The organism is Archangium sp. (genome assembly GCF_057119385.1).
The window spans coordinates 1-21,529 of the sequence record NZ_DBNGVP010000095.1 but is presented as its reverse complement, the minus strand read 5'-3'; the positions used below and the strand labels follow the sequence as shown (position 1 = coordinate 21,529).

Below are 21,529 nucleotides of genomic sequence, written 5' to 3'. Positions count from 1 at the left end.
GTCAATCGGCGACGGTGGACAGAATGCGAGAGGCCCGTTGCGGGCGCTTTGCGCGGGCGTAAAGAAGTGTGAAGGCCGCCGCGGGAGGCTCCGGGGCCACGGAGAACCCGTCCCGGCACGCCTGCCCGGCCGCCCGGCCAGGGGGCTTCCGAGGGGCACCCCAGGTGCCAGGCCACCCGGGCCATGCCCGACCTGATGGCTCCTTCACGGCCCGTGTGAGCCATGCCACAAGGCGCCGGGGCCGATTTTCCGGCTCCGGACGCGGCGTCCGGCCGGAAACTGGCGAGCGCCGCCACCCTGAACAAATGTGGTGCTGTAGACCCTCTTCCTGACTACTTTCCCGCCATGTCCTTTACCCATCTGCACCTGCACTCCCTGTACTCGCTCCTCGATGGGGCGATCCGGATGAAGGACCTCATCAAGACGGTGAAGGAGAAGGGGATGACGAGCGTGGCCGTGACGGATCACGGCAACATGTTCGCCACCATCGACTTCTACAAGAAGGCCAAGGACGCCGGCATCAAGCCCATCATCGGGATGGAGACGTACGTGGCCGGGCCCAAGGGCCGCAAGGACCGTACGGAGAAGGTGGGTCACCACCTCATCCTCCTGGCCAAGAACAAGGAGGGGTACGACAACCTCAAGTACCTCTCGTCCATGGCCTACCGCGAGGGCTTCTACTACCACCCGCGCATCGACAAGGAGCTGCTGAAGGACCACAGCAAGGGTCTCTTCGCGCTCACCGCGTGCCTGGGTGGCGAAGTGACGGGCGCGGCCTTCCGCGGGGACATGGACCACGCCCGCAAGGCGGCGCTCGAGTACAAGAACATCTTCGAGCCCGAGCACTTCTTCCTCGAGGTGCAGTCCAACGGGATGCCCGAGCAGGAGAAGGCCAACGAGAACCTCAAGCAGCTCGGCCGGGACCTGGGCATCGGGCTGTGCGCCACCGCGGACGCGCACTACATCAAGCAGTCGGACGCGCGCGCCCACGAGCTCCTCATGTGCATCGCCAGCGGCAAGACGCTCGCGGACGGCAAGCGCATGAAGCACTCCACGGACAAGCTCTACGTCACCAGTCCCCAGGAGATGCTGGAGTACTTCAAGGACACCCCCGAGGCCGTCCACAACACCCAGCGCATCGTCGAGCAGATCAACCTGGAGCTGAAGCTGGGCAAGCCCATGCTGCCCACCTTCCAGGTGCCCGGGGACCACACCGCCGACAGCTTCATGGCGGAGCTGGCGCGCAAGAACCTCGAGGAGCGCTTCAAGGAGATCGACATCGCGCGCTACCGCACGGGCCAGCCGCCCGTGGACCGGGAGCCCTACAAGGCCCGTCTGGAGCTGGAGATCGGCGTCATCCAGAAGATGGGGTTCAGCGGCTACTTCCTCATCGTCCAGGACTTCATCAACTGGGCCAAGCAGCACGGGATTCCGGTGGGCCCGGGCCGTGGCTCGGGTGCCGGCTCGCTGGTGGCCTACTGCCTGCGCATCACCGACCTGGATCCGCTCCCGTACAACCTGCTCTTCGAGCGCTTCCTCAACCCCGAGCGCGTGTCGATGCCGGACTTCGATATCGACTTCTGCCAGGACCGGCGCGACGAGGTCATCAAGTACGTGGGCCGCAAGTACGGCGAGAACAACGTGGGGCAGATCATCACGTTCGGCTCGCTCAAGGCCAAGAGCGTGCTGCGCGACGTGTGCCGCGTGTTCGCGCTGCCCTTCAGCGAGGGGGACCGCATCGCCAAGCTGGTGCCCGAGGTGCTCGGCATCACGCTCAAGGACGCCATCGAGCAGGAGCCGCGCCTCAAGGAGATGATGGAGAAGCCCACCGCCATCGGGCAGGTGGAGGGCAAGGACGTCACCACCAAGGACGTGCTGGAGATCGCCCTCGCGCTGGAGGGCCTGCACCGTCAGCCGGGCATGCACGCGGCCGGCGTCGTCATCGCCGACAAGCCGCTGTGGGAGTTCGTCCCCACCTACCAGCCTCCGGGGGAAGACACCCTCATCACCCAGTTCGCCAAGGACGAGGTGGAAGCGGCGGGCCTGGTGAAGTTCGACTTCCTCGGCCTCAAGACGCTCACCGTCATCCAGAACGCGCTCAACCTCATCAACCGCAACCCGCCCAACGGCAAGCCCATCCTGCGCGAGGACATCCCGCTGGAGGGTGACGCCGAGGTCTGGAAGCTGATGGCCGAGGGCGACACGGCCGGCGTCTTCCAGATGGAGTCCAGCGGCTTCACCGAAATGGTGATGAAGCTCAAGCCGTCCTGCTTCGAGGACGTGGTCGCCGCCGGCGCGCTCTACCGCCCGGGTCCGCTCGACTCGGGCATGGTGGACGTCTTCATCAACCGCAAGCACGGCCGCGAGCCGGTGGTGTACCCGCACCCGAAGCTGGAGCCCGTCCTCAAGGACACCTACGGCGTCATCGTCTACCAGGAACAGGTGATGCAGATCTCCCAGGTGCTGGGAGGCTACACCCTGGGCCGCGCGGACCTGCTGCGCCGCGCCATGGGCAAGAAGAAGGCCGAGGTCATGCAGGCCGAGCGGGCCGGCTTCCTCGAGGGCTGCGCGAAGAACAACGTCGACCTGAAGGTGGCCGGCGAAATCTTCGACCTCATGGAGAAGTTCGCCGAGTACGGCTTCAACAAGAGCCACTCGGCGGCCTACGGCCTGGTCACCATCCACACGGCATGGCTCAAGGCGCACCACCGCGTGGAGTTCATGGCGGCCCTTCTCACGAGCGAGAAGGACAACACCGACAAGGTGGTGCTGCACATCGGCGAGGCGCGCCAGTCGGGCGTGCAGGTGCTGCCGCCGGACGTGAACCAGTCGGACATGGCCTTCGGCGCGGTGGAGGGAAAAATCAGGTTCGGCCTGGGCGCCATCAAGGGCGTGGGCGAGGGCGCCATCGAGTCCATCGTCGAGGCGCGCAAGGAAGGGCCCTTCAAGAGCCTGTTCGACTTCTGCGAGCGCGTGGACTCGCGCAAGGTGAACCGCAAGGTGCTCGAAGCGCTGGTGAAGGCGGGGGCCTTCGACTTCGAGAACCGCCCGCGGCGCCAGCTCTTCGAGAGCATCGAGCGCGCCATGAGCCGCGGCTCCAGCAGCCAGAAGGACAAGGCCGCGGGGCAGAGCTCGCTCTTCGGCATGTTGGGGGGTGGCTCCTCGGGGGGCGGCGGCGGGATGAAGGACGAGTACGTCCAGGCGGAGGAGTGGCCGGAGAAGGAGCGCCTGTCGCTGGAGAAGGAGGCCATCGGCTTCTACGTGTCGGGCCACCCGCTGCACCAGTACGACAAGGAGCTCAAGCGCTACGCCCGGCCCATCACCGCGGTGGCTCGTGCGCGCAAGGACGAGAAGCTCACCATCGCCGGCATCGTCGCGGCGCTGCGCGAGCGGCCCACCAAGACGGGCAAGCGCATGGCGTGGGTGACGCTGGAGGACCTGTCCGGCTCCATCGAGCTGGTGTGCTTCCCCGGCAAGGACGGCACGCGCAACGTCATGGGCAAGGACGGCAAGTGGACGAAGTCGGGGCCCAAGCCCGGCTTCGAGCACTGGGAGCCGCTGCTCAAGAGCGATGACCCCATCCTCGTGACGGGCACGGTCCAGATCAATCAGCGCGACGAGGACACGCCGGTGGCGGAGCTCATCGTCGAGGACATCCAGAGCCTCAAGGCCGTGCGCGAGAAGCGCACCAGGCGGCTGGAGTTCCGGCTGCCGGTGGATCTCGCCACGGACGAGCGGATGGAGAAGCTGGCGAAGCTCGTCAAGCAGTACGAGGGCGCCACGCCGGTGGCCGTGAGCCTGCTCTTCACCAACGAGGCCGAGGCGCTCATCGGCAACACGTCGCTCAAGGTGCAGGTGAGTGACGAGCTCATCCAGTCCGTGGAGCGGCTCTTCGGCATGAAGGTGGTCGAGTTCGGCTGAGCGCGGGCGTGGACGCTGCCCGCCCGTTCTGCTCAAGTGGGCCCTTCCTCGCGAGGGAGGGCCTGAATGACGGCGGCATACCAGTCTCTTCGCATCGAGCAGGCGGACGGCATCGCCGAGCTGGTGCTCACCGGTCCCGGCAAGGGCAACGCGCTCGGCCCGGACTTCTGGCGCGAGATGCCCGAGGCGCTCCGGGCTCTCGACGCGGATGACTCGGTCCGGGTCATCCTCCTGCGCGGCGACGGCGCGAACTTCACCTACGGCCTGGACCTGATGGCGATGACGGAGTCGCTCGGGCCGCTCATCCTCGGCGAGGGCAACCTCGCGCTCGAGCGCACGAAGCTGCTCCAGCTCATCGAGAAGATGCAGGCCGCCACCGAGGGGCTCGCCCGCTGCCGCAAGCCCGTGCTGGCGGCGCTGCATGGCTGGTGCATCGGCGGTGGCATGGATCTCATCGCCGCGTGTGACTTCCGCTACTGCTCGCGCGAGGCGAAGTTCTCCCTGCGCGAGGTGCGCGTGGGCATCACCGCGGACCTCGGCGCGCTGCAGCGGCTGCCTCGCATCATCGGCGAGGGCAACACGCGCGAGCTCGCCTATACCGGCGGGGACGTGGACGCGGACCGGGCCCTCCAGATGGGGCTGGTGAATCAGGTCTTCGCCACCCCCGAGGAGCTGCTGGCCGCGGCGCGCGCCACCGCGCGGAAGATCGCCGACAACCCGCCGCTGGTGGTCCAGGGCGCCAAGCAGGTGATGGAGTATTGCGCGGGCAAGTCCGTGGCGGACGGCCTGCGCTACGTGGCGGTGTGGAACTCCGCCTTCCTTCAGTCGCATGACCTCGCCGAGGCCTTCGCCGCGTTCGCCGAGCGCCGGCCTCCGCGCTTCCAGGGGAGATGAATCACATGTCGGACGTGTTCAAGTCGGGGCTGCTCCAGGGCAAGGTGGCGTTCATCACCGGCGGCAGCAGTGGCATCAACCTCGGCATCGCCGAGGCGTTCGTGAAGGCTGGCGCCAAGGTGGTCATCAACGGCCGCAACGTGGAGAAGCTGGAGGCCGCCGTGAAGGGGCTCCAGCAGCACGGCACCGCCATGGGCCTGCCCGCGGACGTGCGCAACTACGAGTCCATGGAGAAGGCCATGCAGGCGGCGCGTGACGCGTACGGGGAGCTGGACATCCTCGTGTGCGGCGCGGCCGGCAACTTCCCCGCGCCCGCCCTCGGGATGTCCTCCAACGGCTTCAAGTCGGTGCTGGAGATCGACGTGCTGGGCACCTTCAACGCCTGCCGCGCCGCCTTCGAGCACCTGCGCAAGCCGGGTGCTTGCGTCCTCAACATCTCCGCGCCCCAGGCCTACCTGCCCATGGCCATGCAGGCCCACGTCTGTGCCGCCAAGGCCGGTGTGGACATGATCACCCGCACCCTCGCCATCGAGTGGGGTGGGGCCGGCGTGCGCGTCAACTCCATCACCCCCGGCCCCATCGAGGACACCGAGGGTATGAATCGGCTCGCTCCCAGTGGCGAGACCCGCGAGAAGCTCACCCGTGCCCTGCCGTTGCAGCGTTTCGGGACAAAGCAAGACATCTCGCAACTCGCGCTTTTCCTGGCGTCCGATGCAGCCTCATACATCACCGGCTCCATCATGGTTTGCGATGGAGGCCAATCGCTGCTCGGCTCCGGCCTCATGCTCCAGGCGATGGGAATGTGAGAAGAGCCCGCTCGGCCAGAGGGGGCAGGCGGCTTCGTCCTCTGCCGCTGAGTTTTTACAGGTAGGGGCTGTCTGGTAGAATACAGACTGTATCCACCCGCCGTTGGGTGGATGCAGTCCCCCTTTACCTGGAGTTGTCCATGATGCATGGCCCCCCCGGCTTCGCGCGGCTGGTCGCGTGGAGTGTATTGTTGCTTGGTCTATCCGTGGGCTGTGGGCAGGGTTGTGGTGATCCTGGCACCAACCCCCCGGCCGCGCGCGAGATGCCGGACGCGGATCGCTCGTCGGTCGCGGTGAGCAGGTCGGCGGGAGTCCGGGCCAACGGTGAGGACGCCGTCGACATCCAGGTGACGGTGCGCAAGGCGGACGGTACGGCGCTGGCGGGCCGGACGGTGCGGGTGGCGGTCTCCGGCGAGGGCAATGCGGTGACGCAGCCCGCGGGCACCACCGATGACCAGGGCCAGGCGAGCGCGAAGCTGGTGTCCACGGTGGCGGGCGTGAAGACGGTGACGGTGTCGGTGGAGGCCGAGGGCGGCGCGGTGACGCTGTCGTCGCGGCCCACCGTCGAGTTCGTCCGTCTGCCGGCCGCGAAGCTGGCCTTCATCGTGGCGCCCTCCTCCGGGACGGCGGGCGCGGCGCTGGGCGCCTTCGAGGTCGTCATCCAGAACGCGGAGGGCGAGACGGTGAGTGACGCCACGGGCCCGGTGACGGTGGCCATTGGCTCCGGTCCGGCGGCGGCCACCCTGAAGGGGACGGCGACGGTGGCGGCGGTGAATGGCGTGGCGCGCTTCACGGACCTGGTGATCGAGAAGGCCGCGCGGGACTACACGCTGGTGGCGAGCTCCGGGAGCCTCACGGGCGCGACGAGCGCGAGCTTCGACGTGGCGTCCGCGTCGCCCGCTTCGCTGACGATGAGCCACCCGGGCGGGCCCGTGACGGCGGGTGTCGCGCAGAGCGTCGAGGTCGTCGTCCAGGATGCGTTCGGCAACGACGCGGCCGGCTACACCGGCACGGTGCGCTTCACCTCGGAGGATGGCGCGGCCACGGTGCCGGCGGACTACACGTTCACCGCGGCGGACGCGGGCCGTCATCCCTTCACGGGCATCCTCGTGACGCGCGCGGGTTCCCATCGGCTGACGGTGACGGACACGGTGACGGCGGCCTTCACCTCCTTCGTGGATCTCACCGTGGTGCCGGCGGCCGTGTCGGCGCTCGTCTTCACCGACACGCTGCCCGACCGCTCGGTGCGTGAGGGCTTCGGCGTGCAGGTGCTGCTGACGGACGCGTTCGGCAACCAGGTGCGGACGAGCACTCCCGACGTGACGCTCTCCGCCAACAAGCCGGGGCGGGTGACGGGCCTCGGTACCGTGACGCCGGTGGAGGGTGTGGCCACCTTCTCGGGCCTCTCCATCGCCGAGGAGGACACGGGCTACGTGCTGACGGCCTCGGCCCCGGGTGTGGGCTCCGTGCCGGGCACCGCCTTCGACATCATCGACGATGTGGCGCCCTCCAAGCCGGAGCTCGCCCAGACGGGCAACTCGCCCAGGACCCTCACCGTCGCCTGGGCGGCGGTGGGCGATGACGGGATGCTCGGCACGCCGGCCAGCTACGAGCTGCGCTACTCCACGTCCAACATCGTCACGGACCTGGATTTCGACAGGGCCACCGCGGTGGCCGTGGCGGCGCCCTCGCCGTCCGACACCACGCGCTCCGTGACCCTCTCCGGCCTCACCTCCAACACGGCCTATTACGTGGCCCTGAAGGTGACGGACAACAGCGGCAACACGGTGCGCTCGGACACGCTCCCGGTCTCCACGAAGAACCTGACCGCCGCCCAGCTCGCCTTCGTCGAGCAGCCGAGGAGCGGGAAGGCCGGCACGGTGCTGGCCCCCATCACGGTGGAGGTGCGTGACGCCGATGGCGTGCGCGTGGACACCGCGTCCGTGGCGGTGACGCTGACGGTGGTGGGCACCTCGGGCTTCGGTCCCTTCACCGTGACGTCGGACAAGGGCGTGGCCACCTTCACGGACGTGCGCATCGACGAGGCGCGCGAGGGCTACACCCTGAAGGCCACCTCGTCCGGGCTCACGGAGGATGACAGCACTCCCTTCAACATCACCCACTCCGAGGCCACGCGCCTGACGCTGGTGGGGCTGGCTCCGACGACGATCGCGGGCACCGACAACACCCTGACGGTGGCGGTGCAGGACGTCTTCAACAACTCCGTCGAGGACTACACCGGCACGGTGTCGTTCACCTCCAGCGACGCCGCCGCCGACAAGCCGTCGCCCTACACCTTCGTCGCCGCCGACAAGGGCCTGCGCCGCTTCGACCATGTGGTGCTGCGCACCGTGGGCGAGCAGAGCCTCACGGTGTCCGCCGCGGGCCTGCCGGACGCCACGCTGCGCACGGAGGTGGGCCATTCGGACGCCAGCACGCTGGTGCTGACGGGGCTGCCGGCCACGGTGAACGCGGGTGACTCGTCCACGCTCACGCTCGAGGTGCGGGACGGCTTCGGCAACCGGGCCACCGGCTACACCGGCACGGTGGTGCTGAGCGCCACCGACAGCAAGGCCACGCTGGCGTCGGAGTACACCTTCACCGCCACGGACAAGGGCCTCAAGACGTTCCCCGTGACGCTGGTGACCGCGGGCGCGCAGTCCGTGACGGTTCAGGACAAGGCCTCTCCGGCCATCAACGCGAAGGCCGACACCACGGTGAAGTGGCTCGCGGTGTCGCGCCTCGTGCTGGCGGCTCCGGCCTCCGTGGAGGCGGGCGGCCCGCTGGCCCTGACGGTCACCGCCGTGGATGTCCATGACAACGTGGTGAAGGACTACACCCGCGAGGTGACCTTCTCCGTGGATGCCGACCGGGCCTCCGGTCCGGCGTCCTACCTGTTCGCCCTCGCGGACGAGGGCAGCCGCCGGTTCGACTTCACGCTGGAGAAGGCCGTCTCCACGAAGATCACCGTGACGGACACGGCGGGCCTGAGCGCCTCGCACACCGTGTCGGTCTCCCACGCTCCGGCTTCCGAGCTCGTGCTGGTGGCGCCCTCCACACCGGTGGACGCGGGCGTGGCCTTCACCGTCGACGTGACCCTGAAGGACGCCTACGGCAACGTGGCCACCGGCTACACGGGGACCCTCGGCTTCACCTCGAGCGACCCGAAGCTGGTGCCTCCCGCCAGCGGCGCGCTCACCAGCGCGGATGCCGGCCACAAGGTCTTCTCCGTGACGCTGAAGACCGCGGGCGAGCAGTCCCTGACGGTGAAGGACCTCGCCCGGACCTTCCTGACGGCGACGGCTCCCTCCCTCGTGGTCAACCCCGGCCCGGCCCGCAAGCTCGTGTTCCGTGACCAGCCCACGGGCGGCAAGGTGCGCACGGCGCTGGCGGCGGTGACCGTGGCCGTCACGGACGCGTTCGACAACGTGCTCGACGTGGACGCTCCGGACATCACGGTGGGCCTGGTGGGCGGCAACCCGGCGGCCGTGCTCGGTGGCGGCTCGCTGAGCGTGAAGCCCGTGAAGGGCATCGCCACCTTCTCCGGCCTCACCGTGGACCAGCAGGGCACGGGCTTCCAGCTCGAGGCCATGGGCGGGCTGCTGGACGCTGCCCGGAGCAACACGTTCACCCTCGTGGATGACATCGCGCCGGGGGCCGTGGCCCTCAGCGTGACGGGCAAGACGAGCATCCAGGTGGAGCTGAAGTGGACGGCCGTGGGTGATGACGGCCTGGTGGGCACCGCCTCCAGTCATGAGCTGCTCTACGCGACCGTCCCCGTCGAGACCGCGCCCGCTGGCTCCGTCTCGTCGGTGTCCCTGGATGATCCGCAGCCTCCGGGGACCGAGGAGTCGGTGCTCGTCGCCGGGCTGACCCCCAGCACGACCTACTACTTCGTGCTGAAGGTGCACGATGACGCGGGCAACACGGCCGTCTCCAGCCTGAGCACGGCGACGAACGCGAACCCGTGCGAGGGCTTCACCTGCGCGCCGACGAGCTTCGCCTGCGCCCCGGATGGCGTCTCGCGAATCGAGACCTCGGAGACGTGCGTCGACGTGGACAACACCGCCACCTGCAAGGAGTCGCAGACGACCACCGTCTGCCCGGGTGCCAACGGCGTCTGCTTCAAGGATGTCTGCGACACGGCGGCCGCTCCGGGCGCCAACCAGCTGAGCATCTCCGAGGTGATGCACTCGCCCTCGTCCGGCGTCACCGAGTACATCGAGCTGACGAACAACACCGGCAACCTGCTCAACCTCAACGGGCTCTCGGTGCTCTACCGGAACAGCGCGAGCGTCACGTCCTCCACCACCGTGAGCTCCGGGAGCAGCAAGCCGCTCATCGTCGATCGCAAGGGCACCTTCGTGCTGGCGCAGAACAAGGACAGCGCCACCAACGGTGGGGTCTCCGCCGACTACCAGTACGGCACGGACCTGAACCTGGAGGGCTCGGGCCGGCTCGTGCTCAACCAGGGCGCCACCACGGTGGAGGACTTCCAGTACACGCCGTCCTTCCCGCAGACGCTGGGCAGGTCCATGAACCTCTCGGCGCTCGTGGTGGGCACCAAGGCCTCGGCGTACACCTGGTACTGGTGCGACTCGGAGGCGCCGCTCAAGGCGGGGGGTGACCTGGGCACGCCCAACGCCCGCAACTCCACCTGCGGCATGCCGGACGTCCCGACGCTGGATTGGTGCAACATCCAGTACCCGAAGACGTTCCCGGAGGGCACCGACTACCCGGCCACCGTGTCGCGGGGCTCCTCGTGGTCCATCTACAGCCAGTTCTACGGCGCGAGCATCACCGACCGGAACACGAAGGGGAACGACTTCTACCCGCACGTGGCCGCCGAGCTGGGCTACGGCACGGATCCCGCCAACCCGGCGGGCTGGACGTGGACGGCGGCGCTGCCCAACGGTGGCTACGCCAGTGCGTTCAGCAACAACGACGAGGTGCTGGGCTCGCTGAGGATCAACACCTTGGGCACGTACAAGTACGGCTTCCGCTACCGGCTCTGGAACACTGCCACGGGCAGCTACGGCCCCTACGTGTATTGTGACCAGTCTGGTGTGACCACGCCTCCGGCGGGCAACTACGGTACCGTGACGGTCTCGGCTCCCGTGCTGACGAGCTACGTGGTCATCAGCGAGTTCGCCTCGAAGAACCTGAAGTCGGATGGGACCGTCAACCATGACGACGAGTTCATCGAACTCCACAACCCGACCAACAGCCCCATCTCGCTCACGGGCTGGAAGATTGAGTACAAGTCCACCTCGTCGGCTTTCAGCGCACTGGCGGGTCTCACCCTCTCCGGAAGCATCCCGGCGCGGGGCTACTACCTGGTCGCGCAGAGGACGAGCTTCACCGGCTCGGTGACGCCCGATGCCACGTACACGGCGTTGACGTCTCACAATGGCGGCTCCCTGCGACTCGTCAATGGGAGTGGGACGGTGGTGGACCGGCTGGCCTGGGGCACCGCGACCACGGCGGGACTCGATCCCGAGGGTAGCCCTGCTCCGCTCATCGACAACGCCATCGCGGGCAGCAGTCTCGAGCGCAAGGCGTACACTACCTCCACCGCCGCCACCATGGCGGTGGGAGGCGTCGACGCCGACCGCGGCAACGGCACGGACTCGAACAACAACGCGAACGACTTCGTGGTGCGCACGGCGCGTCAGCCGCAAAACGCGTCGAGTGCCGCCGAGTACCCGTAGCGCTCCGCTCGTTCATCGGATGTGAAAAGAGGCCGCTCCGGGTGACCGGGGCGGCCTCTTGTTTTCGGCTCCAAGGAAGGGGCTCGGGGCGTTGACTGGTGCATACCCGGGCGGGAGGAGTCCCGGCGGCTCGACATCCCCGCCTGGGAGGAGCGTCCCGAGGCGGGGTTGGCTGTCGGGGGCAGCGGCTCAGGGGATGGGCGTCTGCTTCACCCGCCAGATCTCCTCGGCGTACTGCTTGATGGTGCGGTCCGAGGAGAAGATGCCGGCCTGGGCCACGTTGTGGATGGCCATGCGCGTCCACTTCTCCTGATCCTTGTAGGCGCGCGCCACGTCCTGCTGCCGGGCCGCGTACGCGCCGAAGTCCGCCAGCAGCAGGTAGCGGTCCTCGTCGAGCAGGCCGTCCACCAGCGGCTTGAAGAGGCTCTTGTCCTCCGGCGAGAAGAAGCCCGAGCCGATGAGATCCAGCGCCTCGCGCAGCTCCTGGTTGCGCTCGTACTCCTCGCGAGGCTTGTAGCCGGCGCGCTTGCGGGCGAGCACCTCGTCCACCGTGAGGCCGAAGAGGAAGAAGTTCTCGTCACCCACGGCCTGGCGGATTTCCACGTTCGCGCCATCCAGCGTGCCCAGCGTGAGCGCGCCGTTCATCATGAACTTCATGTTGCCCGTGCCGGAGGCCTCCATGCCCGCGGTGGAGATCTGCTCGGACACGTCCGTGGCCGGGATGATGCGCTCGGCGAGGCTCACCCGGTAGTTGGGCACGAACAGCACCTGCAGGCCCGTGGTGCCCGCGTCGCTGTTGACCACCTCGGCGATGCCGTTGATGAGGCGGATGATGAGCTTGGCCTCGTGGTAGCCCGGCGCCGCCTTGGCTCCGAACAGGAACACCCGCGGGGCGATGATGGTGCTCGGGTCCCTGCGCGCCTTCATCCACAGCGACACGATGTGCAGCGCGTTGAGCAGCTGGCGCTTGTACTCGTGCAGGCGCTTGATCTGCACGTCGAAGATGGCGTTCGGGTCCAGGTCCACCTGGCACGTGTCACACAGGTAGCGGGCCAGGTCCTGCTTGTTCTGCCGCTTCACCTCGGCGAAGGCCTCGCGGAACTCCGCGTCCTCGGCCAGCGGCGCCAGCTTCTGGAGCTGATCCAGGTCCGTGGCCCACTCCCCGCCGATGCGGCTCGTGATCAGCTTGGCCAGGCGCGGGTTGCTCCACGCGAGCCAGCGGCGGGGCGTCACGCCGTTGGTCTTGTTGTTGAAGCGCTCGGGGAACATCTCCGCGAAGTCCGGGAGCACGTCGCGCTTGAGCAGGTTGCTGTGCAGCTCGGCCACGCCGTTGACGCTGTGGCTGCCCACCACCGCCAGGTGCGCCATGCGGATCTTCTTCTCCGGGCCCTCCTCCACCAGGCTCATCCGCCGCATCCGGTCGTGGTCGAACGGGTAGCGGATCTGCACCTGGCGCAGGAAGCGGTGGTTGATCTCGTAGATGATCTCCAGGTGGCGCGGCAGCAGGCGCTCGAAGAGCGTGGCGGGCCACTTCTCCATGGCCTCGGCCAGGAGCGTGTGGTTGGTGTAGCCGAACGTGGCCTGGGTGATGGCGAAGGCCTCGTCCCAGGACAGGCGCTTCTCGTCCACGAAGACGCGCATCAGCTCGGCCACGGCGATGGCCGGGTGCGTGTCGTTGAGCTGGATGGCCGCCTTGTTGGGGAAGTCGCGGAAGTCCGTGTGGTTCTTCAGGTAGCGCCGGACGATGTCCGCGATGGAGCAGGCCACGAAGAAGTACTGCTGCTTGAGGCGCAGCTCCTTGCCGGCCTGGAAGGCGTCGTTGGGGTAGAGGACCTTGGAGATGACCTCCGAGTCGTTCTTCTCCACCACCGAGCGCTCGTAGTCACCGGCGTTGAAGAGCAGGAGATCGAACTCCTCGCTGGCGCGCGCCTGCCACAGGCGCAGGGTGTTGACGGTGTTGTTGCCGTAGCCGGCGATGGGCGTGTCGAAGGGCACGCCGATGACCGTCTTGCCGCCCACCCAGCGCGCCACGGGCCGGCCGTCCGCGCCCTGGTGGTGCTCCACGCGGCCGAAGAAGCGCACCGGCACCGCCTTCTCCGGGCGGACGATCTCCCACGGGTTGCCGAACTTCAGCCACTCGTCGGCGCGCTCCACCTGGTAGCCGTCGACGATGTCCTGGGTGAAGATGCCGAACTCGTAGCGGATGCCGTAGCCCATGCCGGGGTAGCCCAGCGTGGCCAGCGAGTCGAGGAAGCAGGCCGCCAGACGGCCCAGGCCGCCGTTGCCGAGGCCCGCGTCCGGCTCCATCTCCACGAGGGTGGACAGGTCCACGCCCATCTCGCGCATGGCCTGCTCGGCGGCCTCGTACATGCCGATGTTGATGAGGTTGTTGCCCAGCGCGCGCCCCAGCAGGTACTCGGCGCTGAGGTAATAGGAGCGCTTCACGTCCTGCTCGTAGTAGGTGCGGGCGGTGCGGACCCAGCGGTCCGCGAGCCGGTCGCGCACGGCGAGGGCCAGGGCCATGAAGCGGTCATGGGCGGTGGCCGTCTCGGGGTTCTTCCCGCGCGAGTAGCGGACGTGCTCGAGCACGCCCCGGCGCACGTTGCGCGGGTCCAGCCCGGTGCGGCTGGGCTCACGGCCCGTGTCCTGGGAGTCGGACGCGGAGGTGGGCGGCAGATCGACGGGAGCGAGGGTGGGCATATGCGTGGAACTCTTCGTTCGGAAATCAGGTGGCGTCATGCGCGGGCCGCTGAGCGGTGCGCGGGGCTTGCCAGGGTATCTGCCACCGGGCCGTCTCGCACCGAAAGAAAAAACGTGTGCTTCCAGGGCGGCCAGGCACTCCCCCGGCGCGGCCTGATCGCGAGTTGCGGGGCTTCTGAGCCCCGAGCGGGCCCGGCGGGGCGGCTCCGCCGATCACTCGCCGATCAGGCGAAGACTCTGGTAGGAAGCGGGAGCATCCAGGTCCTGCCCCCGGCCTGGGACCCGGAAGGTTCTTTCATGCCCAGTGACAAGAACGACCTCGCTCAGCGGATAGCCATCTGCAAGCCCGAGGACACCGTGCGTGGCTTCATCTTCAAGGCGGTGTATGGCCTGGTGGAGCAGCGTGTGGGCAGCGCCGGGACGGATCGCATGCTGCAGCAGCTGCGCATCAACAAGATGCCGGTGGACTTCTTCTCGTACCCGGCGGCGGACTTCCTGCGGATGCTGTACACGGCGGCGGACGTGCTGGAGCCGCAGTACCCCACCACCGAGGACGCCATCCGCGCGTGCGGGGCCTCCACGGTGACGGGCTTCTTCAAGTCCTACGTGGGCAACACGCTCATGAAGCTGGTGGGGGTGGGGGACCCCAAGCGCGTCTTCTCCTCGGTGGACACCATCTATTCCACGCTGGTGAGCTACGGGAAGCGCTCGTACGAGGACCTCGGGGAGAGCCGCCTGCGCCTGCACTACCGCGGGGACATGCAGCCCATCTACTTCCACGAGGGCGCCCTCACCGAGGCCCTGCACGTGCTGCGCGGCAACGGCAAGGCCACGGGGACGGCCGTGGCCCTGGACTACGGCCAGTACCTGCTGGAGTGGACCTGAGCGCGGCTCAGCGCTTCTGCCCGGCCCAGAAGATGTTGGTGTCCGTGGCGTCCGTGGTGAGCTCGAGCGTGCGCATGCGGCGCTCGGCGGGGCCCTCGCACAGCGACTGGAACTGCTCGCGGGTGCGGTGGATGACGTACCAGTCGCACACGTACTCCATGAGGGCGCGCCAGGGGTTGTGCTGGTTGAGGTTCGTCAGCAGCAGCACGCCACCCGGGGCGAGCAGGGACGCCATCATGTCCAGGAAGCGCGAGAGGACGTTGTCCTTGAGGTAGTCGAGGATGCCGGCGGCGACCACCACGTCCATGGGCCCGTCCGGGTGGCGCAGCTTGTCCAGCGAGTCCCGGTAGCGGATGAGCTGGTAGGTGGACACCTGGGTGAAGCGCAGGTGGGGCGCGGGGATGCCGCCGCGGGGGATGCGCGCCAGCTTCTCGAACTGCCGGCGGCAGTAGTCGAGCGGGGCGGGATCGAAGTCGCACAGGGTGAAGTCCCCGGTGCCGCCCATGGCGGTGTGCTCGCGCAGCGTGTGCTCCGGCCCGCAGGCGAAGGAGAGCACCCGCAGGGGGCGGCCCACCTCCTGCTCGCGCTTGCGCAGGTGGCCGATCAGCCAGGGCGGACGGGCGCGGTGCGCCTGGGCGGGCCCCACGTTGAGCGCGTAGTGCGACAGCAGCCTCGACATGGTGGAGACGCCCTGATCCTCGGTGCCGAAGAGCATCTCCACCGTGAAGTAGTCACCGGGGTAGCCCAGGGGCTTGTCCACGCAGCGCCGGATGAGGGGGCACTGCAGGAAGAAGGGCTGCACGGCCGAGCGGTGGTGCTCCATCGCCCGCTCCCGCTCCTCCTCCGTCAGCTGCGCGTCCAGCTCGGCGAGCCGCCGGTACCTCGCGTCCAGCCAGGCCGTCACCTCCGGGATGCGCCGCTTGAGCACCTCCTGCTGCTCCTGCTGCATCATGGCCCGCTGCTGGGGGTCTCGCGGAAACCGCGCGAGGCGCTCGGGCAGGCCGTGTTGGAACTCGTTGCTCAGCTCGGTGAGCCCCTTGCGGAGCTCCTCGGCGATATCGATGAAATCGGCGATGGCGGACATTCTGTCAGGGGCCCGGGGCGGTGGGGGAGGACGCACGGGGAACGCCCCATCCTATCAGACAGGTCGGCCGGGAGCAGGGGGCTTGCTTGCTTTCCCGCTTTTTCGGCGAGACGGGGAAGTAAGGTTCAACCCTACATTTCAGGTCAGGCTGGAAAAATCTACGGCTGGCTGCTCGCCGAGGCGACGGACACGGCGTCCAGCTGCTGGGCCAGCGGGGCAATCCTGGTGCGGAAGTCCGGCAGGAGGTTCTTGGGCAGCGGCTCCGTGCGCGGGAAATTCTGGTTGAGCGGGTTGACGTAGCCGCCGTTGCGCTTGAGGGCGTAGTGCAAGTGCGGGCCGGTGCTCCGGCCGGTGTTGCCCGAGTAGGCGATCACCTGCTTCTGGCTGACGCGGGAGCCCGCGCGCACGCCGGAGCCGTACTTGGACAGGTGCAGGTAGCACGTCTCGAAGCCGTTGGTGTGGCGCAGGCACACGGTGTTGCCGCCGGCCCCGGTGTTGTGCGCCACGGTGACGGTGCCGTCGGCCACGGCCCACACCGGCGTGCCGATGGCCGCCGCGTAGTCCACGCCATTGTGCGCCTTCACGTACTTGAGCACCGGGTGCACCCGGCTGCCGAACCGGCTGGTCACGTGCGCGTACTTCAGCGGGCTCTTGAGGAAGGCCTTGCGCGCGCTCGCCCCGTCCTCCTGGAAGAAGCTCGCCCTGCCGTCCGGCAGCTCGTAGCGGAACACCCGCTTGGTGCCCACCGACTCGCCCTCGTACGTGGCCGCCAGCACCTCGCCGTAGCGCAGGATGCGGCCCTTGGACACGAACTTCTCCACCAGCGCCCGCGCCCGGTCTCCCCGCCGCACGTCCCGGTAGAAGTCGATGTCCCAGGCGAACACGTCCGCCAGCACCATGCCGATCACCGGATCCTCGCCCGCCGCCAGCGCCGCCTCGTAGAGCGAGTTGTTGATCTCCAGGGAGACGAGCCCCACCTGCTTCTCCACCTCGATGGAGCGCTTGCTGCCCACGTACTTGTCCCCGTCCCGGCGCACCTGCCACTCGTCCACCGTGCTCTGCCGGTAGTCGAAGAAGTCCAGCTCGCCCTCGCGGATGACCAGGCGGAACTGATCCCCCACCCGCGACTTGCGGAAGTCGAACACGCCCTCGAGCGCCGAAATCAGCGCCGACACCTGCTCCGGCGGCAGTCCCGCCTCCTGCAGCGCCACCGCCATCGGCTGGTTGGGCTCGATGCGGCGGTTCTTCACGGTGTAACGGACGGTCGAGGCTTCGGCGAAGGGCGCGGCCAGCAGCAGGCCCAGGCACACGACGGCAGTGGCGAGTCTCATGGGGCTCGCGCAGTGTAGTGGAGCTACAGGCCTGTGCCTAACTTCTGGCCGGTGTTACGGGCGGCTCGGCCGCCTGGTTGCCCCGGCCGATTCACGGTGACGGTGGTTTTCCGGCACGGGGGGAACCTGGGGGTTACAGGTCGATCTTCTTCTCGGTGTGGTTCTGCCCGTCGAAGCGCAGCAGCACGCCCTTGTTGTCGTAGCGCGTGATGATGCACGTGGGCCGCCGCCACAGGCTCTGCAGGTTGCGCAGCGTCTCCCGCGCATAGTCGCCCTTCAGGTCCTGCCCGTCGTGCTTGTGCGCCAGCAGCAGCTCGCCCCGGTTCTCGTAGTTGCCGTCCACCACCTCGATGATCGGCTGCCCGAAGTTCGTCAGCCCCTGCAACAGCTTGTTCTTCACCTTCCGGAACTCACGGTCCAGGATCTCCCACGAGTTCCTCTTCTCGTTGAAGCCGTACACGAACAGCTTCTGCTCGATCGCGAACTCCGGCGTCAGGAACGTGTCGATGAAGGTGATGTCGTTGTAGTGCTTGCGCACCTCGAAGATCTTCTCGCGCCCCACGCCCAGCTTCTTGTCCCACGAGCGGCGCGCCCGCAGATCATCGCACTCGTCCCACTCCTTGCCGAAGCGGCCCTTGTTCCAGCGCTCTTCGATGTCCCGCCACAGCTCGATGCCCAGCTTGTAGGGGTTGAGCGCCCCGGGCCTCGTCCCCATCGTGCCCGAGTGCCGGTCCGCGTAGTCGATGACCTCGTCATCCTTCAGCGCGCGCCGGGTCATGATGGTGGAGTGCCAGTAGCTGGCCCACCCCTCGTTCATGATCTTCGTCTGGCCCTGCGGCGCGAAGTAGTAGGCCTCGTCGCGGATGATGGACAGGATGTCCGACTCCCACGGCTCCAGCGGCGCGTGCTCCAGCAGGAAGTGCAGCACGTCGCGTTGCGGGCGCTCGGGGAACTTCTTGGCCTTGATCTTCTCGTCCTCGACCTTCTTGCGCTGGCTGTCGAGGAACTCGGCGGGGTTGATGAAGCCGCGCATGTACTCGCGCTCCACCTTGAAGCCCTCCACCCGCTCGTTGGACTTCATCTCGTCCTCGGCCCGCTTGGGGTCCGGGTTGCGGCGGATGTGCGGCGCGTGCTGGTCGATGAGGTTCTCCAGCGACAGCGTCCGGTCGATGAAGTCCTCCACCTTCTCCACGCCCATCTTGTCCACCCACCGGCGCACGCGCGTGGCGTGGTTCGCCATGTCGTCGATCATCCGGCGGTTGGTGTGGCGGAAGCTGAAGTTGTTCTTGAAGAAGTCGCAGTGGCCGTACACGTGCGCCATCACGAGCTTCTGATCCACGTCCGAGTTGCTCTCCAGCAGGTACGCGTAGCAGGGGTCGTTGTTGATGACGAGCTCGTAGATTTTACTGAGCCCGTACTCGTACCCCTTCGACAACTGCTCGTACTCCATGCCCCAGCGCCAGTGCGGGTAGCGCGTGGGGAAGCCGCCGTAGGCGGCCACCATGTTGAGCTCGTCGTAGGTGAGCACCTCGAAGATGGTCTCGAAGAAGTCGAGACCGAACTGGCGGGCGTAGCCCTCGATCTCCTCCTTCAGCTTGCTGAGTCCGGGGGTGAGGCTCTTGGGCATCGCGAGCTCCGAAGGTCCGCCGTCAGCGGCCCTTGCCAAGGAAGTCCTTGATGGAAGTGTAGATGGCGTCCTTGTCCGCGATCTCACTCAGGGCCACGTTGGTGGAGTCGCCGATGGCCTCGCGCAAGTCCTTGATGAACTGGCCGCTGCCGTAGGGGCTCTCCACCTGTCCGTAGGCGAACTGGTTGACGCTGGGGAGGATGTCCTCGCGGAGCATCTCGATGCACTGGCGCGTGTCGTCCGCGCTCCAGTTGTCTCCGTCCGAGAAGTGGAACGGGTAGATGTTCCACGCGCTCTTCGGGTAGTCCGCCTTGATGATGTCCCGGCACAGCTTGTAGGCGCTGGAGATCATCGTGCCGCCGGACTCGCGGGTGTGGAAGAAGGTGTCCCGGTCCACCTCGCGCGCCACGGCGTCGTGGATGATGTAGCGCGCCTCCAGGCCCTTGTACTGGTGGCGCAGCCACGTATCGAGCCAGAAGCTCTCGATGCGGACGATCTCCTTCTGCTCGTCACCCATCGAGCCGGACACGTCCATCATGTAGATGATGACCGCGTTCGTCTCTGGCAGCTCCTGCAGCTTGTAGCTGCGGTAGCGCCGGTCCTCGCGCGTGGGCACGATGATGGGCCGCGCCGGGTCATACGTGCCCATGGCGATCTGCCGCTTCAGCGCCTGTTTGTAGGTGCGCTTGAAGTGGCGCAACGACTCGGGGCCGGTGGTGTTGACCCCGGTGTACTTGATCTTCTGGGTGACGATCTTCTCGTTGTGCCGGCGCTCGATGTGGGGGAGCTGCAGCTCCTCCCCGAGGATCTGCGCCAGCTCGTCGAGCGTGACGTCGACCTCCAGGGAGTGGTCCCCCTCTCCCTGGCCGGCCTGGTGCCCATCCCCGGGCTGCACCGAGCCCGGGGACAGCTGCTGACCCACCTCGCCCTCTCCCTGTCCGACGCCCCCCTGCTCCTTGTGGCCGTACTTGAAGTGGGGAATGTCGATGAAGGGGATGGGGATGGCGATGGTGTCCTTCCCCTTCTTCCCGATCATCTCCCCCTTCTGCACGTACTTGCGCAGGTTGGATTTGATCTTCCCGCGGACGATCTGTTTGAAGCGCGAGTGGTCCTGGTGGATCCGCAGTGACACGACAACCCCCTTCTTGGGTGGCTACTCCTTGGCGTCACCGCGGGCGAAGATGCTCGCCACGAAGTTCAGCACGTCGGTGGAGCAGATCTCGCAGTACCCGTAGTTCTTCATCAGCCGGTCCTTGACCAGGTCGATCTTCTCCTGGGTCTCCTTGTCCACCACGCTGGACACGAGGTTCTTGAGCTTGATGCTGTCCTTCTGATCCTCGAACAGCTTGAGCTCCAGCGACTTGTGGAGCCGCTCGTTGGTCCGGTAGTTGAAGGTCTTGCCCTCCACGGCGAGCGCGCCGATGTAGTTCATGATCTCCCGGCGGAAGTCATCCTTGCGGCTGTCCGGGATGTCGATCTTCTCTTCGATCGACCGCATCAGGCGCTCGTCCGGCTCCTCATAGAGGCCGGTGTACTTGTTCTTGACCTTCTCCTTCTGGGTGTAGGCCTTGATGTTGTCGATGTAGTTGCCGCACAGCTTGCTGATGGCGTCCTCATCGGCGCTGATGGCGCGCTGGACCTCGTTCTTGACGATGTCCTCGTACTCCTGCTTCACGGAGGTGAGCATCTCCTTGAAGCGCTTGCGCGCGTCCTCGCTGTTGATGAGCGAGTGGCCCTTGAGACCGGCCTCCAGCTCGTTGAGCACCATGAAGGGGTTGATGCACCCCTCGCCCTTGTCGCTCACCAGGGCGTTGGAGATCTTGTCCTGGATGTAGCGGGCGCTGATGCCCTCGAGGCCCTCGCGCATGGCCTCCTTGCGCAGCTCCTTGATGTTGTCCTCGGTGAAGTTGGGGAGCGTCTTGCCGTTGTAGAGCTTGAGCTTCTGCAGGAGCGTGAGGTTGGCCTTCTTCGGCTCTTCGAGGCGTGTCGCCACCGCCCACATGGCGGCCATTTCGAGCGTGTGCGGCGCCACGTGCTTGCCCTTGATCTTCCGCACCGAGTAGTCCTTGAGGTAGATCTTGGTCTCCTCCGATAGCCGCGTGATGTATGGGATATCGATCTTCACCGTGCGATCGCGCAGCGCCTCCATGAACTCGTTGTTCAGGAGCCGCTTGTACTCGGCCTCGTTCGTGTGACCGATGATCACCTCGTCGATGTCGGTCTGCGCGAACTTCTTCGGCTTGATCTTCCGCTCCTGGGTCGCCCCCAGGAGGTCGTAGAGGAAGGCGACGTCGAGCTTCAGGATCTCGACGAACTCCACGATGCCGCGGTTCGCGATGTTGAACTCACCGTCGAAGTTGAAGGCGCGCGGGTCGGAGTCCGAGCCGTACTCCGCGATCTTCCGGTAGTTGATGTCGCCGGTGAGCTCGGTGGAGTCCTGGTTCTTCTCGTCCTTCGGCTGGAACGTGCCGACGCCGATGCGGTCCTTCTCCGAGAGGATGAGCCGGCGCACGCGGACGTGCCCCATCACCTTCTCCCAGTCGCCCCGGTACTCCGTCATGAGCTCCTTG

At 67.2% G+C, this 21,529-nt stretch carries 11 protein-coding genes; 5 read left to right on the top strand and 6 right to left on the bottom strand.

Annotation, left to right across the window (positions count from 1 at the left end; all coding sequences use genetic code 11):
* Positions 1–345 precede the first annotated feature (345 nt).
* The 4 genes from dnaE to AC16DP_RS23080 all read left to right on the top strand — a co-directional run bounded on the left by dnaE (position 346) and on the right by AC16DP_RS23080 (position 11,332).
* Positions 346–3,921, top strand: coding sequence for a DNA polymerase III subunit alpha (gene dnaE / locus AC16DP_RS23095; protein ID WP_329726703.1), 3,576 nt, complete (start codon positions 346–348; stop codon positions 3,919–3,921).
* A gap of 66 nt (positions 3,922–3,987) precedes the next feature.
* Positions 3,988–4,815, top strand: coding sequence for a crotonase/enoyl-CoA hydratase family protein (locus tag AC16DP_RS23090; protein ID WP_329726704.1), 828 nt, complete (start codon positions 3,988–3,990; stop codon positions 4,813–4,815).
* 5 nt (positions 4,816–4,820) lie between these two features.
* Positions 4,821–5,621, top strand: coding sequence for an SDR family oxidoreductase (locus tag AC16DP_RS23085; RefSeq protein ID WP_329726705.1), 801 nt, complete (start codon positions 4,821–4,823; stop codon positions 5,619–5,621).
* Between the two features lie 140 nt (positions 5,622–5,761).
* Positions 5,762–11,332, top strand: a complete 5,571-nt coding sequence (locus tag AC16DP_RS23080; RefSeq protein WP_329726706.1) for a lamin tail domain-containing protein — start codon at positions 5,762–5,764, stop codon at positions 11,330–11,332.
* A gap of 189 nt (positions 11,333–11,521) precedes the next feature.
* On the opposite strand, the gene AC16DP_RS23075 is transcribed toward AC16DP_RS23080, so the two are convergent.
* Entirely contained in the window at positions 11,522–14,032 is a 2,511-nt protein-coding gene (locus AC16DP_RS23075; RefSeq protein WP_329726707.1) for a glycogen/starch/alpha-glucan phosphorylase, read from the bottom strand.
* Between the two features lie 297 nt (positions 14,033–14,329).
* On the opposite strand from AC16DP_RS23075, the gene AC16DP_RS23070 reads away from it, so the two are divergent.
* Positions 14,330–14,917, top strand: coding sequence for a TIGR02265 family protein (locus tag AC16DP_RS23070; RefSeq protein ID WP_329726708.1), 588 nt, complete (start codon positions 14,330–14,332; stop codon positions 14,915–14,917).
* Positions 14,918–14,924: 7 nt separating this feature from the next.
* On the opposite strand, the gene AC16DP_RS23065 is transcribed toward AC16DP_RS23070, so the two are convergent.
* From AC16DP_RS23065 to AC16DP_RS23045, 5 genes are all read right to left on the bottom strand, one after another.
* On the bottom strand, positions 14,925–16,001 hold the full coding sequence (locus AC16DP_RS23065) for a class I SAM-dependent methyltransferase (protein ID WP_329726709.1): 1,077 nt from the start codon (positions 15,999–16,001) through the stop codon (positions 14,925–14,927).
* Between the two features lie 158 nt (positions 16,002–16,159).
* Positions 16,160–17,332: a peptidoglycan DD-metalloendopeptidase family protein gene (locus AC16DP_RS23060; protein WP_329726710.1), complete on the bottom strand. Its 1,173-nt coding sequence runs from the start codon at positions 17,330–17,332 to the stop codon at positions 16,160–16,162.
* 133 nt (positions 17,333–17,465) lie between these two features.
* Positions 17,466–18,959: a SpoVR family protein gene (locus AC16DP_RS23055; protein ID WP_329726711.1), complete on the bottom strand. Its 1,494-nt coding sequence runs from the start codon at positions 18,957–18,959 to the stop codon at positions 17,466–17,468.
* Positions 18,960–18,981: 22 nt separating this feature from the next.
* On the bottom strand, positions 18,982–20,091 hold the full coding sequence (locus AC16DP_RS23050) for a DUF444 family protein (RefSeq protein WP_329726712.1): 1,110 nt from the start codon (positions 20,089–20,091) through the stop codon (positions 18,982–18,984).
* A 21-nt stretch (positions 20,092–20,112) separates the two neighbouring features.
* A partial coding sequence (locus tag AC16DP_RS23045) for a PrkA family serine protein kinase (RefSeq protein WP_483956858.1) occupies positions 20,113–21,529 on the bottom strand: 1,417 nt, incomplete at its 5' end.